The following is a 15,296-nucleotide window of genomic DNA, read 5'->3' as shown; positions in this document are numbered from 1 at the left end:
ATGCGCTCCAACACGGTGGTGTCTCTCTCGATCACCTGAAGATCCATGGCACAGTGGGCCAATACCTGTTTGACCACGTAACACCATAGTTGCTCCTGCCACCACAAATTTTCTTCAAAGGTGCAAAAAGCCATTTCGGGCTCAACCATCCAAAACTCGGTCAAGTGCCGGCGGGTCTTTGACTTCTCAGCGCGAAACGTAGGACCAAACGAATAGACGCGCCCCAGTCCCATGGCCAGCGCTTCCATATAAAGCTGTCCCGATTGAGACAAGAAGGCGGGCTCACCAAAGTAGTCAATGCCAAACAGGGTGGTGGTCCCTTCTGCAGCAGCGGGTGTAATAATGGGAGGGTCGGCAACGATAAACTCGTGATCATCTAAAAAATTTCGGGTGGCGCGTACAATGCACGCCCGAATACGCAATATCGCCGCCTGCTTCGAACTTCGTACCCACAGATGTCGATGTTCCATCAAGAAATCCACACCATGCTCCTTGGGTTGAATGGGGTAATCCACGCTCGACGACAACTTCTCAATACGATGTACCTCAAGCTCCACTCCAGATGGGGCCCGACTGTCAGCACGCACTACACCACCGATACGAATCGCCGTTTCCAGGCTAAGACTGTCCCACGTCTCAAATCCAACCTGTTCTACCGCCGGACCACTGCCCCGAATCACCCCTTGGACCTGACCGCTGCCATCCCGGATTACCATAAAGTGAATTTTCCCGGAGGACCGGAAGTGTGTAATCCACCCCTCGATCGTGACGCTCTCTCCAACTTCGTGATCCAAATCCCGGATTAACCGTGTACTCATCACTAAGCCTGTCCCTTCTGAAGCAAGTTTCGGAAAATGACGAGCCGTTGGATCTGATTCGTCCCCTCATAGATTTGCGTGATTTTGGCATCTCTCATCATTCGCTCGACCGGATAGTCCTGGACATAACCATATCCTCCAAACAGTTGCACAGCATCTGTGGTCACCTTCATCGCGGTGTCAGAACACATGAGCTTAGCCATAGCAGAAAAGCGGGTAACGTCTGGGGAAGACGTCGCCTCGAATCCCGCCGTCTCCACCACGGTTGCCGCCTTGTATAATAGGTGGCGACTGGCTTCAATAGTCGTCTCCATATCGGCCAACATAAATTGAATGGCCTCTTGCTCAATAAGCGGACGACCAAACTGCTCGCGCGCCTTCAAGTGCTCCACCGTCACATCGAGCGCTCCTTGAGCGATACCTAAGGCTTGAGCAGCAATCCCGGGACGCGTACGATCTAACGTACGCATGGCAATTTTGAATCCGTCGCCTTCACGTCCCAAAAGATTCTCCTTGGGCACACGCACATCGTCAAAGTTTAACATCGCGGTCTGTGAACCACGAATCCCCATTTTCTTTTCGATACGACCCACGGAGACCCCGCTTGACTCACCGTCGACCACAAATGCGGACACGCCACGCACGCCCGCCGAGGTATCCGTCGAGGCAAAGACCACTACCGTCTTAGCCAGTCCTCCGTTGGTAATAAAGACCTTAGTGCCCGTAATCCGATAGCTATCCCCATCTAGAATAGCTCGAGTCTTGGTACCTCCCGCATCGGATCCTGCATCTGGCTCGGTGAGCGCAAACGCCGCTAATTTCTTCCCTGTGGCAACGGCAGGGATAAAACGTGCTTTCTGTTCAGGGGTCCCCGCGACCAATATGGGCATGGCCCCTAAATGTTGCGCTGCAATAATAAGACTCGATGTCGCGCATACGCGCGCCACCTCCTCCACCGCAATACAAAAAGTAAGAAGATCGGCTCCTCCCCCACCCAGGGATTCGGGCATCCCGACCCCGATCAATCCAACCTCTGAAAATAACTGGGCGATATCCCAGGGAAATTGGCCCGTCTCATCAATTTCGGCCGCCCTGGGCAATACTCTCTCCAAAGCCAATCGCCGCACCGTCTCTTGAAATATCCGCTGTTCGTCGCTAATCCCATATTCCATCAGGCCTGCTATCTCCTCTCCCGACTCATGACGCCATTTTAGCATTTTCCGGCATAGGTGGGCAGTTGAACCAAGCATTCACGTGCTACAATGAGCATGGAGGGAGGGCGAACGCCATTATGGCCAATCGAGATAGTTTTACGATGCCATTACTCACCGTAGCACATGTCATTTTCCCCGGCGTAATAAGTGAGCTAGAATTCCACCCGGCCTCCATGGGTCAGTCCGCGCGACGCGCGATGGAACAAGACCGATCATTGGTCATGGCACTGGAACTGGAAAACCACGAACCCATCACCACCATCGCCACGACAGCTCGCATCTTGGAGATGCAATCTCAACGCGATGGCTGGCGTATGATAGTGGTCGGAATCCAGCGTGTCTATATCCTCCAATATCGTCACCAAGGGACCAGTCTTATTGGGCAATTCCGATATGTTTCTGACTCCGAGGATTCAGTCGCCCCCATTTTAGTGCAAGAAGCCTGGGCGCTCGCGTCTGAATTGTGGGCTTTGGTAGAGTCCCCACATCACAATCTGGGGTTGCCGCAAGACGCGGCACTGCTGTCATATTGGATCGCGGCACACGTTCCCCTCAGTGCCACCACTCAGCAGGAATTGCTCGAAATCTCCACTACCCGCAGTCGTTTAGCTAAAGAAGTCTCTCTCATGCGCACACTGATCGAAGGATTACGCGCCGAACACCACCGTTAGCGGTGGCCAAAACGATCTAGCGCTGGCAATAGGATTTCGGTGGCCCACTGAGCCCAGTATCGTGGGTTAATATTCAGACGATTAAAGTCGGCCTGCCGAATCCAATCGCTCATCGGAATAGCGGCCACGCCGCCCACGATGATCCCTAGATGCCCTGGATGAGCCGAAGTCGGCCATTCAATTTGCGCTTTAATCCCGTGCCGGGATTCTGCCACCCAGAGACCCGGTTGAGACTCAAACCGATTAATGGTCCAACCGGGTGGGACACGCACACGACTCGCCTCGCTGAGTGATGGAGTTCTCCACCGATAGGTTTTAAGAAACCGCAACAACGCATCTCGTCGTTGATGGTCACCGTATTCCCGCTCCAAGTCTTCCCACCGCCCAGCATGTTTCACCGGGAGCGACAGGGGGCGAATTTGCAAAATTGGGATTTGCCGTTGTTCCCGACGTAGTTCCATCCACGCGTGCAGACTATCGTCCGTCCGTGGTGAATAAGTGGCCTCAAGACGGCTTCCCCGCTGTACTCGACGCAACGTGACGTCGGTCGACCATCGTGCGGCCCATGTCGGAATCTTCCAAGTCGCTTGCACCCGAACATGCGCTGGCTCTTGGGTCTCGAGTAGCGCTTCCATCCAGGTCGGATGATTACCCTTTATGGTTAATTCGCACGATACGTAGCGCACATCGATCCCAAGCAACTGTTCCTTGAGTGAAGCCGTTTCTTGAAGCCACTTCACCCTCACAGGACGATCTCCTAGTCGGTCAACTAATCGAAACCAAAACTGAATAAATCGCTCATCGGACTCATCGTGAGACGTTTGATTAGACGCCAATGTCCACTCTTCCCATCCGGTGAGCCACGAGCGTTGTTCCACGACGCCCCAATCCATCCTCTGCGCTCGTTGAATCCGCCCCTCGGACCACCACTCCAGTTCTTGGTCAATGTGCCAACTTGCTGGGTCCCACACATCTTCCACGAGTGCCCAGACCCACGACTGCCTTGCAGCCCGCACCACAATATGTCCCGGCATCCATCCCACCCAGGCATCTTCTCCACAGGGAATCCAAATGCGCTCCGGTCCCAACCCCACTAGAAACGGACCCACGTAGTTCCAAGTCGCGGACAATTCCATAGGATCGAGCCAAGCATCGATCATGAGCGGCTGCGTTTGATAGGCGAGCCACGGTTGCAACGCTCGTAGCCCACGAGCACGCATCACTAGCGTTCGATCTTCAACGACCTTACCTGCACTCAAAAGCCAGTCCTCCGTGGCTTTTGCATCACTCCAAAATGACTGTACCCGTTTGGCCTGAGGAGCCTCTGAGAATTGTGCTAGGTAGCGCATGTGTCACCGACCTCAAAATTGATTTCTCTATGATATCCGATTTTGCGGCCCGACACACGCGCCAAAATCCTATCGGCTCAGCAATGTTCCTACGTATTGCAAAATCGCCTGACTACACTCCGCGCAATAGCCATCGTGGTCGATAAGACGCGCAGCGACATCGTTCAACTTGCGCAACTGGTCGTGGTCAGGGGTGCGCGTAGAGGTGGTAATCTTGACGACATTCTTGAGGTCATTAAAGAGCTTGTTTTCAATCGCTTGTCGTAAGCCGCTGTGGGACTGATAGTCAAAGCGCTGGCCATGACGCGCCAATGTTGAAATTCGAATTAAAATTTCTTCTCGAAACGCTCGCTTAGCATTCTCGGTAATCCCGATTTGCTCTTCAATGGACCGCATCAACTTTTCATCTGGTTCCACTTCCTCATCAGTAATCGGATCGGTGAGCTTCATTTTATTGACATAGGCTTCGGCATTGTCGAGGTAATTGTTCAAGAGCGCCTGCGCGGATTCCTCAAACGAATACACAAAGGCTTTCTGCACCTCGATTTTCGCTAAGTCATCAAACTCCTTACGCGTGTCATAAATCAGATTGAGAAGACGGTCGCGTTCCTCCTCTTTGAGACCCGTGTGTTGCTCAAGGCCATCTTTCAAAGCTTTTAGGGCATCGAGCGGATTGATACAGCTCACGTCGTGACGGACTAATGCCGTGGAGAGTCGGTTAATCACGTAGCGAGGTGAAATGCCATCCATTCCCTCCAAAGGAAATTCCTCACGAATCTCCTTCACATCCTTCGCAGTGTATCCTTCCACGGACTGCCCGTCCAAAAGCCGCATTTTCTTTACTAATGACATACCCTGCTTTTTAGATTCTTTCAAACGGGACAACACCGCAAATATACTTGCCACGCGTAAGGTATGAGGCGCCAGGTGCACGGAGTTCAGTCCCGACTCTCCGATCAGTTTCTCGTAAATGCGCATTTCGTCGGATACGCGAAGGTTATAAGGGATACGCACCAAAATCATCCGATCGCGCAGCGCCTCATTCTTTTTGTTTTCCACAAATTGGAGGTATTCGCTTTCGTTAGTGTGACTCACAATCACTTCGTCCGCGTAGATCATCGAAAAGCGCCCAGTCTTAATGTTTTGTTCTTGTGAGAGCGTCAGTAGCCCATACAAAAATTTTTCATCACACTTGAGCATCTCGATGAACTCCATCAAGCCGCGATTGGCGATGTTGAGCTCACCATCAAAACGGTAAGCGCGCGGGTCCGACTCCGATCCGTACTCACCGATGGTCGCCAGATCAATCGAGCCCGTGAGTTCGCTGATATCCTGGCTCTTCGGGTCACTAGGTGAAAAAGTCCCGATGCCTACGCGACTCTTCTCGGAAAACAAGATGCGACGTACCGGGACATTGTCAATGTGCCCGTGATAGTCGTCCTGCAGCCGTTGACGACAGACTGGGCAGAGATCTCCCTCAATATAAAGACCATAATCACGGTACACCTCTTCACGCAAAACCGAGGGAATAAGATGCAGTGGTTCTTCCTGCATGGGGCAATCTGAAATGGCATAGGTGACACCGGCTTCGCTGCGAGAGTATTCTTCCAATCCCCGCTTCAACAGCGCAACCAAGGTGGATTTCCCTCCACCAACCGGACCCATGAGCAATAAAATCCGCTTTCTGACCTCCAAACGCTGGGCCGCGGAATGGAAGTAGTCCATCAATTGATCCAGTGAGTGCTCTAATCCAAATAATTCCTCGTCAAAGAATCGGTATCGTCTCACGCCATCTGGCCCGATCGTTAACCCCGGTTCGCATATCATGTCATAAATGCGGGCGTGCGACAATCGCGCTAACCGCGGTTGTTCTCGGACCCGGTTAAAATACTCTCGAAAAGTCCCCTGCCATTGCAAATCGTTTTCTCGGCTGCGATAATCTTGAATCCGCTCCCAAAGATCCATGATGACCCTCCTTTTCTTTGGTGATCTCTCCGCCGATAATGAATCCCTAGAGACTCACTTGGGTCGATACCTGTCCGTCATAGCTCATCACAAGACGCTTATCTTGCAACCGAGTTTCTAGGTGTACCGGACGCCCCCAGAGCGTGTACACATGGTGCAACGTCATCTCGGCATAGTGAATATCAAGATCCGACCCTTCGTGGCGATGCAGCAGATAAAGCTCGCCACGGCGGTTAAAGTCGCCATCATCAACATGAACCACAGGAAGCCCGCCGTGGACTAAGTCGCGCACTAACTGATCGCGCACCACTTCAAACTGACGACTTTTAAGAACTACCCTATCCTCATCCGGCCCATATAGCATGAGATGCAGCGACTGGGCGATCTCTTCGGTCAGATGATTGCGCACAAACGACACATCATCTTCCATGGTTCGCGTTAAAAATAAGCCGCTCTTTCCCTCTCTTTGCTCAATATCTTGAAAAATCGCGAGTCCCAGGGCATAGGGGTTGATTTGATACATAAGCGGCTGTGTCACTTGACTGTGGAGACGAGCAAAATCCACATAATCCTGATCGGATAGCGCTAGCTCGCGCATCAACGTCAGATGCCAATAGCTCGCCCAGCCCTCGTTCATGATTTTGGTCCTCATCTGCGGCCAAAAATAAATCATTTCATCGCGCACCATGCTCATTACATCACGCTGCCAATCGGTGAGGTGACGGCTTTGGGTGAGCAGAAATAGCAATAGGTCCTCTTCACGATTCACATCCGACTTAACCTTCGAACTAGTGTCCCGAGGGTAAGATTCTGAACGCCAGTCACCGGATCTCACCGAGTGATGCAACGGCCCTCGCGACACCTCCCCACGGTCGATACGCGTCAAATTGGGCGTCGGCGGCATCACGTGCGTCTCTAGTGCCAAGACTGCATCCAAAAATCTTTCGACTTCATCTCTGCCAAATTCAAATTCATATTGCCGCACGCGTTCTGCGTGACGAGAGACAATATCAATCATGTCGGCAGCGGTACCTTGGAAGCACTGATTATGATGAAAGAAGTCGACATGCCCCATAACGTGAGCCCGAACAAACGTATTTTCCAGTTCCGAATTCGAGTCCAACAAAAACGCATAGGACGGATCGGCATTAATTACCATCTCATATAACTTATTGAGACCGTAGTCGTAGCGCATTTTCATCGCGTGATAGGCCTTCCCGTATGACCAGTGAGACATGCGCCCCGGGATAAGATACGCCGCGTACTCGTATAGAATCGAAGCCGGCACACTTTCAAAAATGACGGGATAGGGATCCAATCCCCGATCCCTAGCGAGGAGCCAAAGATCGCGGTCTGACGGGTACGCCGGTGTGCTCATTCGTTTATCCCTCCTGCCGAGGAAAAAAGGCTTGCAATGCAGGATACACATCTTGGCGCTTGGTAATAGTCACCGTCTTAAATCGAGGATGTTGTATGCGACTAAACGCCGACATCAGTGTACTGGTGTAGCCTCCCTCGCGAATCTCCCCATAGCCAAACACGTTGATTTTGGTCAACAATCCTTCCAAAATATCGACGGTACGGCGATTGTCAGCATCCGACCAGTTATCCCCATCCGAAAAGTGAATCGGATAGATATTCCATAGGGCCATCGGAAATCGGGCAGTGATAAGGTCCTCGCACAATTGATACACCGAAGAGACTTTAGTGCCGCCACTTTCGCCCAGTTTGAAGAACTCCTCCTCTCCCACCTCCCGGGCCTGTGTGTGGTGGACCAAAAACACCACCTCCACGGCGCGATATTGAGTCCGTAAAAATCGCAGCATCCAAAAGGCAAAGGTACGGGCCATCATTTTTTTAAAGTCACCCATCGACCCGGAAATATCTCGCATAAAGATCACCACGGCATGGTCTTCAGGTTCTTTCTCGTCTATCCAAGTCTTAAATCGCAAATCTTCATCCCGCCAGTCTCCCACCCCAGCGTGACCTTGACGTGCATTACGCACTAAGTTCTCCTTCAAACTATGGCGCTTATCGAGGTTCCCCATCAGACCGTGCTGACTAATGTCTCGAAATTTCGCCGCCGGATGCGCCAGTGTACCCTGAGGTTTGGGCTTGAGATACGGAAGCCCAAGATCTTCAAACAATAATCCAGCAATATCATCAATATCCACTTCGGCCTCAACGTAATCTATTCCCGGAACGTGCCCAGGCTGTCCCGAACCTGTCGCAGGGTCTCCTCCCCGACCAGTGGGCAACCTCCCTAAAACATCACCAGGATTCCCTTTGCCCTGGTCCTGACCCACCCGATCTCCTTTCCATGGGTGATAGCGAAACCGATACTGTTCTAAAGATCGAATCGGCACTTTAATCACTCGATCTCCATCCGCTGCAATAATACTTTCTTCGGAAATCAGGTCGGATAGCCGTTCTTTCAGCGCATGCTTTACTTTCTCCTGATGCCGCTGCTGATCAGCGGCCCCTTTGCGTTCAAGAGACCAATCGGGTAGAAATCCCCGCACATCGGACACCCCCCTTCCCGTGAGAGTAATCCATCATATGCGGAATTCGACTGAGTTTTGCCTAAGTGCCAACAAAAATTGGCGAGAGACCCGATGGCCTTTGACCTCGATATTGCCATCCGCGAAACCGTGATCTCGTCTCAACCGGCAGAAATACGCTCCACCGCCCCGGGACCACCCTTAGGGCATCGGGCGAGCCCACTATTCGATGCCGGGTTGAGTGACCGCTAGCAGTTCGTGGTATTGCTCTGCTGTAATGTGGACGGAGCGCGCCCGGGCGCCATCGGAGGGTCCAATGTAGTTTCGACTTTCAAGAGCATCAATCAAGCGTGCCGCACGCGTATAGCCAACCCGCAATCGACGCTGCAGCATAGACGTCGACGCTTGCTGACTCTCATACACAATTTTGAGCGCATCGAGAAATAGCGGGTCCGTATCGTCCGACGACACCGTCTGAGACAACATCTCGTCGCTAAAGTCAGGCGATTCCGCCGGCGCCTCTCTCTGCCCATTTTGGTCTCGCAAAAATTTGACCACCGACTCAATTTCCTGCTCAGTCACAAATGCCCCTTGTACTCGCTGGGGCTTGGGCGACCCGACCGGCGAAAACAACATATCTCCCCGGCCTAAGAGCTTTTCCGCTCCCGCGGCGTCAAGAATGGTGCGAGAGTCCACCTGGCTTGACACCGCAAAGGCAATCCTCGACGGGACATTAGCCTTAATCGTACCGGTAATGACGTCGACCGAGGGGCGCTGCGTTGCCACCACCAGGTGCAATCCGGCTGCCCGAGCCATCTGGGCAAGACGCGCAATCGACTCCTCGACATCTTGAGGAGCCACCATCATCAAGTCCGCTAACTCGTCAATAATAATGACAATGAGGGGCAAGTGCTCTTCTCCCAATTCATTAAATCGCGTGACGTCCCTTACCCCTTGAGCCGCAAACAAGCGATATCGCCGCTCCATCTCCTGAACTGCCCAGCGGAGGGCGCCGGCGGCCTTTTTCGGCTCCGTGACCACCGGGCTCACAAGATGCGGAATGCCATTATACACCGAAAGCTCGACTACCTTAGGGTCAATTAGGAGTAAGCGTACCACGTCAGGGCTTGAGCGATACAATAAACTGGTGATCAGCACGTTGATCAACACGCTTTTACCAGATCCCGTGGCTCCCGCCACCAGCAAGTGCGGCATCTGATCTAAACGCGCCACCATCGGGGTCCCTGCGACATCTCGTCCCAATGCGACACTCAGTGGCGAACCCGACTCAGTAAAAGGCGCGCTTTCTAATACCTCGCGCAACAAGACTGCTGATATCTGATCATTGGGTACCTCAATACCGATCGCCGATTTGCCGGGAATAGGTGCTTCAATGCGAACGCCAGTAGCAGCTAACGACAGCGCAATGTCATCAGCCAAATTCACAATCCGCGACACCTTCACCCCGGGCGGTGGGACAATTTCAAACCGCGTGATGGCTGGCCCTTGGCTTACTTCGCTGAGTCGCACTTCAATACCGAACTGCCGCAATGACTCAATCAGCACGCGTCCTCGTTCTTCCGGCGACGGCCCCCGCCGCGGGCCGCCTGATGCCGATACCGGCGCTGTTAACAAGGCCAGGGGAGGGGGCAAATAGGGCTGACCGGTGCGGGAAAATACCGGAGGTTGTACGACTGGTGGCGGACTGACCACCCGTGGGGAGACCGCCAGTGGTAGCGGACTCGGCGAAGGAGCCTCTTCGTCAACATCCTCAACCGGAATAAGGACCTTCGGAGAAACGGGCTTCTTTGCCGTCCGTGGTGGCTTGGGAGAAGCCGCCGTGGCGGGCGCTAACGTTCTCTCATCCACAGGATAGATCCAGTCGCGCATCATTAGAATAACCAGCACTCCTCCTCGGAGAATACCCTTAAGAATGGCCAAAGCCACTCGTCCAAACTGACGCGCACCGTTCATGACACTCCCACCGGTAATTAACATCAGCCCCAAAACAATGAGCACAATCCCGAAAATGATCGCTCCAGGATGTCCTAGCGCCATCGCCGTCAAGTGCAAGAGACCGGTGCCTACAATTCCACCGGTTCCCTTGCCACCAAATCCCACTAACACTGTTAATCCCATGTAACATAAAAGAGATCCCCAGGCGCGGCGCTGACGACTCAAGCTCGGCTGATTATATAATCGCAATCCCCCAGTGATAATAATGGCCGCCGGCACCACCCAGGCTAAGAGACCAAACAACACTAGGAGGCCGCTTCCAAGGTCTCTCCCTAAAACACCGCTTTTGGGAAACACCAGCGACAAATAACCCAATATCCCCAACGCTATCAGAAGAACGCCAGCCATTTCCCGACGCATATCTCCTGTCACTTGCTTGAATAGCGAACGCACAATTATCCCCCAATGACATACCCTAAAATGGCAATTGCTGCGGTATAAATCGCGCACGCCTTCCACCATCGTGGACGACTGACAATCCCTTTCACCCATTTTATCGCAATGAGACCCGTAATCGCAGCAACTAAACATCCACTCGCCATGATTCCGATAGAAATATGCGAAGATAAGAGCTGAGGCACCTCAAAAATAGAGGCCCCCAGCGTGACAGGAATAGCCATCAGAAAGGAAAATTGAGCCGCATCTTGCGCCTCAATACCACACACCCGTGCCATGGTAATGGTAGTTCCGGACCGGGAGAGGCCTGGCCATAGGGCGAGCGCCTGTGCACAGCCGATTGCGATAGCTTGCCAGAGAGACAATCGCCGAAGGGGCGTTTCGCTGGTCATCGGCCTGGGTGTAATCAGAAGAATGAGTGTTGTGCACAGCCAGCCCAACGCAGCCGACTCGAGCGAAAAGTCTTTTTCAATCAGATGTCCGACGAAAACGCCGGCCAGGGCAGCAGGGACTGACGCCACGGCCAGTCGCCACAATGTCGCCCAGGCCTGACCGTCTCCTCGCCAGAGCTGTCGTACCCAAACATGGAGCCAGGCCCGATATGCCCATAAAATGGCAGCCAACGTCCCCAAATGCAGTGCCACTTCCAGCGCTGCGCCGGGAGATTGTAGTCCGAGCCACTCCTTGGCCAAAATCAAATGTCCGGATGAACTGACCGGCAAAAACTCGGTAAAGCCTTGTATGATGCCTAGTATCCATACCGATCCCAATAGCGCCCCCTCCTCGTCCTCTTTACAAGGTATCGGGGAGCGGGCGCGATATGCCTATGCTACATGAATATGAGATTCTGCGGTTGATATTGAGGGTCTAGGTAATCTTGTGGATCGGTCGACACAAGTCGTTCGAGCCGCCATTGGTCCTGACGATCGCGGCGTGCAATGACGATTCGACCATTGACCTGATATTCACGCATGTCTGTAAGTACGGCGTCCGTAGGATAGATGTCCTCCATCGCTACTGGTGTGTACAGCATAACCGTGACCTCCTCTCATCATCACTGTGATTTTTTGGCGCTCCGATGCCCTTTTTTTCGCGGAGTGGGACGCTCGGGCACCATCTCATGCAGCTTTTTGAGGGCATCGTCAATCCCCCCCACTGCGTTAATAAGACCACAATCCACCGCATCTTTACCCACCATCACCGTCCCGATGTCCCGCGCCAGTTCTCCGGTACGAAACATGAGTTCCCGATAGTGTTCTTCCGAAATATGGGAGTGATCCGTAACGAAACGCACCACGCGGTCTTGCATCTTATCCAAATATTCGTAGGTCTGCGGCACCCCAATAACCAGTCCATTCATGCGAATTGGATGAATCGTCATCGTCGCCGTGGGAGCAATAAAGCTATAATCGGCAGCCACCGCTACCGGCCCGCCGATGGAGTGCCCACCACCCAACACTAAAGACACCGTGGGCTTAGACAAACTCGCAATCATTTCGGACAAAGCCAATCCGGCTTCGACATCACCACCGACAGTGTTGAGAACCAGCAACAACCCTTCAATGTCGGAATTTTCCTCGATGGCCACGAGTTGAGGAATCACATGCTCATACTTGGTCGTTTTATTTTGTGAAGGCAGCACCATGTGTCCTTCAATCTGCCCAATGATCACCAGCGTTTGAATGGGAGACTTTTGCTGCGGTACGCGAGTGGTCCCCAGTTCTGTAATATTGTCCACGACACCCTTACTTGAGCGCCCGCGTGGCTCAACCTCTGGTTCAGCCTCCATAAGAAGAAATCTTCGTGGCCGCATGGCCCACCTCCTTGATCGTCTCGCCCGATAGTGTGTCCCATTTGCCAGTGTTATTCCCCCGTCCCTTGCATATCAGTAGATGACGAGGAGGTGAATGATACATGCCCTGGTGGACGATTGGAGCAAAAGTGAGTCGATTAGTGGCGCCGCCATTATTTTTAGGTCTTGGAGTCACCTTGGGAGGCGGCCTGATAGGATCCCTGGGGGAATCTTTAGCCAGCAACTTAGGGCCGGCCGATCCCAGTCAACTCGCCTTTAAAATACGTATATGGGCGGTCGCGGTAGCCATTGGAGGCGCCTTAACCGCCCTCGAAAATCTTGAAAAAAGCCTCTCGACTCGGGCCATGATTGACATCGCTCGCGGCGGAATTACGCTAATGTCGGCCTATGCCGGTGCTCAATTGGGCTATTGGCTCATTCTCTGGTGGATGCACTCATGAAGGGACATCGGGTACCCATCGCGGGCTTCGCGGTCGGTCTCATTCTCGGAATGGCAATGGTCCAAGCAAAAACCTATGTTGCACGACAACATCTTCTTCAGGAAGTCGGGCGCCTATCCGTGACAGTGCGCCATTTAGAACGGGAAACCCTACGCCTAAGAGACCACATTGCTGCTCTCAATCGGCAACCATCCTCCGCTCCCTCCATTCACTCAATCACGCTGGAAGTCATAAAAAGTCCAGTGCCGCTCATCGATGTCGAGGGAGCACTGGAAATTTATACAGAGCCCCTACTCGGGGTTCCGCTAGCTCATCTTAAATTAACCCTTCTCTACCATTTGTTCGAAGATCGCCGTATCACCTTGGATCACACGGTGTATCGCGTGCATGTGGTCGGCTTTATTGCATCCACCGACACGACAATTGTCCTTCGTCTAGAGAAGCGTCCTTAAACCTCCATAATGATCGGCAGAATCATGGGTCGCCGGCGGGTCTTCTCCCATAAAAATCGTCCCAGGGTTTCGCGCACGGCCGATTTGATGGCGGACCACTCCGAGAGATTGTTTCCTTCCAGTTGCGCGAGAGCTCCTTTCACCCGATGTCTCGCCTCATCCAGCAAGGCTTCAGATTCTCGCACGTAGACAAATCCCCGTGATACAATATCGGGACCCGACACCAAGAGACCATTCTGCGCATCCATGCCCACCACGACGATAAGAATACCGTCATTCGCTAACTGCTTGCGGTCACGCAAGACAATGTTCCCTACATCGCCCACACCGACCCCATCGACCAATACCTTTCCCGAAGGGACACTTCCCACCATATTGCCACTTGTCTTGGTGAACTCAAATATGGTGCCATTTTCTCCAATCAACACATGCGCAGGGTCCATCCCGACTTCGTGTGCCAACCGTGCATGATGGACTAAATGACGATATTCGCCATGGACAGGTACAAAGTATTGAGGCCTGACCAGGTTCAGCATGAGCTTCAGTTCTTCCTGACAAGCATGTCCAGAGACATGAATGCCTGCGCCACCTCCATAGACCACATTGGCTCCCAATCGATATAAATTATCGACCGTGCGCGACACATACTTCTCGTTACCCGGAATTGCGGTCGCCGATATAATTACGGTATCGCCGGGCAATATGGTCACCTTGCGGTGGTCGGCCGTCGACATTCGAGTCAATGCTGACATCGGTTCACCCTGCGACCCAGTAGTGACAATCACAATCTGCTCAGCGGGAAGTTTTTTCGCTTCTTCGATATCCATCCAAGTTCCTGGCGGAAAATCAAGATATCCCAATTCAATCGCCTTTTGGACCACGTTCTCCATACTTCGTCCCACCACCGCCACCCGACGATGACTGCGTACTGCGGCTTCGACGACCTGACGGACGCGATGCACCTGAGAGGCAAACGAGGCCACAATGACTCGACCATCAGCAGCCTCGATCACCCTATCGAAGGTTTTCCCTACCGTCTTTTCTGAAGGGGTATAGCCAGGCCTTTCCGCGTTAGTGGAATCCGCGAGCAACAACAAGACACCCTCCCGACCCACTTCCGCCAGCTTGTGAAAGTCGGCCACATGACCATCGACTGGCGTATGGTCAAACTTAAAGTCCCCGGTGTGCACAATCGTACCAACCGGGCTTTTAATGATAAGTCCAGTGGCATCCGGGATGGAATGATTGACGCGAAAGTGTTCCACCGCAAAGCTGCCGAGGCGAACAACTTCGCCGGGCACGAGTGGCCGTGAGGCTGGATGCAAGGTCAGTTGATGCTCCTGAAGCTTCATTTCGACCAATCCCATCGTCAGCTTCGCGCCATAAACCGGAACGGTCAGTTGTCGAAGAACGTAAGGTAACGCGCCAATATGATCTTCATGGCCGTGGGTCAGAAAAATCCCCCGCAACCGGTCTTTATTTTCTAACAGATAGGTAATATCGGGAAGCACAATATCGATTCCCGGCATATCCTCCTCGGGGAATGCCAACCCCGAGTCAATTAAAATGATGTCATTGCCATAGGCCACTGCCGCCATATTTTTACCAATTTCTCCAAGTCCCCCCAGGGGAATAAATTGGAGTTTACCAGCACCTGGTCT

The 15,296-nt window shown here is 52.9% G+C and carries 14 protein-coding genes; 3 read left to right on the top strand and 11 right to left on the bottom strand.

The window, feature by feature from the left end; all coding sequences use genetic code 11:
* A partial coding sequence (locus ACOJWD_RS08480) for an amino acid--tRNA ligase-related protein (protein ID WP_486992791.1) occupies positions 1 to 818 on the bottom strand: 818 nt, incomplete at its 3' end.
* 2 nt (positions 819 to 820) lie between these two features.
* Positions 821 to 1,990 carry an acyl-CoA dehydrogenase family protein gene (locus ACOJWD_RS08475; RefSeq protein ID WP_486992790.1) on the bottom strand — a complete coding sequence of 390 codons (1,170 nt, stop codon included), beginning with the start codon at positions 1,988 to 1,990 and terminating at the stop codon, positions 821 to 823.
* 119 nt (positions 1,991 to 2,109) lie between these two features.
* Here ACOJWD_RS08475 and ACOJWD_RS08470 point away from each other — a divergent pair, with 119 nt between their 5' ends.
* Complete coding sequence (locus ACOJWD_RS08470; RefSeq protein WP_486992789.1) at positions 2,110 to 2,703, top strand: LON peptidase substrate-binding domain-containing protein; 594 nt, start codon at positions 2,110 to 2,112, stop codon at positions 2,701 to 2,703.
* On the opposite strand, the gene ACOJWD_RS08465 is transcribed toward ACOJWD_RS08470, so the two are convergent.
* From ACOJWD_RS08465 to ACOJWD_RS08430, 8 genes are all read right to left on the bottom strand, one after another.
* Positions 2,700 to 4,052 carry a hypothetical protein gene (locus ACOJWD_RS08465; RefSeq protein ID WP_486992788.1) on the bottom strand — a complete coding sequence of 451 codons (1,353 nt, stop codon included), beginning with the start codon at positions 4,050 to 4,052 and terminating at the stop codon, positions 2,700 to 2,702. The two genes, ACOJWD_RS08470 and ACOJWD_RS08465, sit on opposite strands and share 4 nt — an antisense overlap.
* Before the next feature lie 69 nt (positions 4,053 to 4,121).
* The gene (locus tag ACOJWD_RS08460) at positions 4,122 to 6,017 is read right to left on the bottom strand and encodes a PrkA family serine protein kinase (RefSeq protein ID WP_486992787.1); all 1,896 of its coding nucleotides are present in this window, start codon (positions 6,015 to 6,017) and stop codon (positions 4,122 to 4,124) included.
* A 46-nt stretch (positions 6,018 to 6,063) separates the two neighbouring features.
* The gene (locus ACOJWD_RS08455; protein ID WP_486992786.1) at positions 6,064 to 7,395 is read right to left on the bottom strand and encodes a SpoVR family protein; all 1,332 of its coding nucleotides are present in this window, start codon (positions 7,393 to 7,395) and stop codon (positions 6,064 to 6,066) included.
* A 4-nt stretch (positions 7,396 to 7,399) separates the two neighbouring features.
* Positions 7,400 to 8,539 carry a YeaH/YhbH family protein gene (locus ACOJWD_RS08450; protein WP_486992785.1) on the bottom strand — a complete coding sequence of 380 codons (1,140 nt, stop codon included), beginning with the start codon at positions 8,537 to 8,539 and terminating at the stop codon, positions 7,400 to 7,402.
* Between the two features lie 201 nt (positions 8,540 to 8,740).
* A complete protein-coding gene (locus ACOJWD_RS08445; protein ID WP_486992784.1) occupies positions 8,741 to 10,927 on the bottom strand; it encodes an FtsK/SpoIIIE family DNA translocase in 2,187 nt (728 codons plus the stop codon).
* A gap of 2 nt (positions 10,928 to 10,929) precedes the next feature.
* The gene (locus tag ACOJWD_RS08440) at positions 10,930 to 11,700 is read right to left on the bottom strand and encodes an undecaprenyl-diphosphate phosphatase (RefSeq protein ID WP_486992783.1); all 771 of its coding nucleotides are present in this window, start codon (positions 11,698 to 11,700) and stop codon (positions 10,930 to 10,932) included.
* Positions 11,701 to 11,759: 59 nt separating this feature from the next.
* The gene (locus ACOJWD_RS08435; protein ID WP_486992782.1) at positions 11,760 to 11,963 is read right to left on the bottom strand and encodes a YlzJ-like family protein; all 204 of its coding nucleotides are present in this window, start codon (positions 11,961 to 11,963) and stop codon (positions 11,760 to 11,762) included.
* Positions 11,964 to 11,984: 21 nt separating this feature from the next.
* Complete coding sequence (locus ACOJWD_RS08430) at positions 11,985 to 12,719, bottom strand: ClpP family protease (RefSeq protein WP_486992793.1); 735 nt, start codon at positions 12,717 to 12,719, stop codon at positions 11,985 to 11,987.
* A gap of 125 nt (positions 12,720 to 12,844) precedes the next feature.
* Between ACOJWD_RS08430 and ACOJWD_RS08425 the strand changes: the two genes are divergently transcribed.
* Positions 12,845 to 13,183, top strand: coding sequence for a YtrH family sporulation protein (locus ACOJWD_RS08425; protein ID WP_486992781.1), 339 nt, complete (start codon positions 12,845 to 12,847; stop codon positions 13,181 to 13,183).
* Positions 13,180 to 13,635: a hypothetical protein gene (locus tag ACOJWD_RS08420; protein ID WP_486992780.1), complete on the top strand. Its 456-nt coding sequence runs from the start codon at positions 13,180 to 13,182 to the stop codon at positions 13,633 to 13,635. Before ACOJWD_RS08425 ends, ACOJWD_RS08420 begins: the two co-directional genes overlap by 4 nt.
* Here ACOJWD_RS08420 and ACOJWD_RS08415 read toward each other — a convergent pair.
* The gene (locus ACOJWD_RS08415) at positions 13,632 to 15,269 is read right to left on the bottom strand and encodes a ribonuclease J (RefSeq protein ID WP_486992792.1); all 1,638 of its coding nucleotides are present in this window, start codon (positions 15,267 to 15,269) and stop codon (positions 13,632 to 13,634) included. The two genes, ACOJWD_RS08420 and ACOJWD_RS08415, sit on opposite strands and share 4 nt — an antisense overlap.
* Positions 15,270 to 15,296: the final 27 nt, after the last annotated feature.

The sequence above is a fragment of the Sulfobacillus sp. TH-112 genome (assembly GCF_057473405.1).
Note: the sequence above shows the minus strand (reverse complement) of the source record. Positions and strands in the feature narration are given on the sequence as shown.

Excerpts from the sequence above, each read along its gene's own strand:
- ACOJWD_RS08475 (WP_486992790.1), bottom strand. The coding sequence starts at position 1,990 with ATGGAATATGGGATTAGCGACGAACAGCGGATATTTCAAGAGACGGTG.
- ACOJWD_RS08470 (WP_486992789.1), top strand. The coding sequence starts at position 2,110 with ATGGCCAATCGAGATAGTTTTACGATGCCATTACTCACCGTAGCACAT.
- ACOJWD_RS08465 (WP_486992788.1), bottom strand. The coding sequence starts at position 4,052 with ATGCGCTACCTAGCACAATTCTCAGAGGCTCCTCAGGCCAAACGGGTA.
- ACOJWD_RS08460 (WP_486992787.1), bottom strand. The coding sequence starts at position 6,017 with ATGGATCTTTGGGAGCGGATTCAAGATTATCGCAGCCGAGAAAACGAT.
- ACOJWD_RS08455 (WP_486992786.1), bottom strand. The coding sequence starts at position 7,395 with ATGAGCACACCGGCGTACCCGTCAGACCGCGATCTTTGGCTCCTCGCT.
- ACOJWD_RS08435 (WP_486992782.1), bottom strand. The coding sequence starts at position 11,963 with ATGCTGTACACACCAGTAGCGATGGAGGACATCTATCCTACGGACGCC.
- ACOJWD_RS08430 (WP_486992793.1), bottom strand. The coding sequence starts at position 12,719 with ATGGAGGCTGAACCAGAGGTTGAGCCACGCGGGCGCTCAAGTAAGGGT.
- ACOJWD_RS08425 (WP_486992781.1), top strand. The coding sequence starts at position 12,845 with ATGCCCTGGTGGACGATTGGAGCAAAAGTGAGTCGATTAGTGGCGCCG.
- ACOJWD_RS08420 (WP_486992780.1), top strand. The coding sequence starts at position 13,180 with ATGAAGGGACATCGGGTACCCATCGCGGGCTTCGCGGTCGGTCTCATT.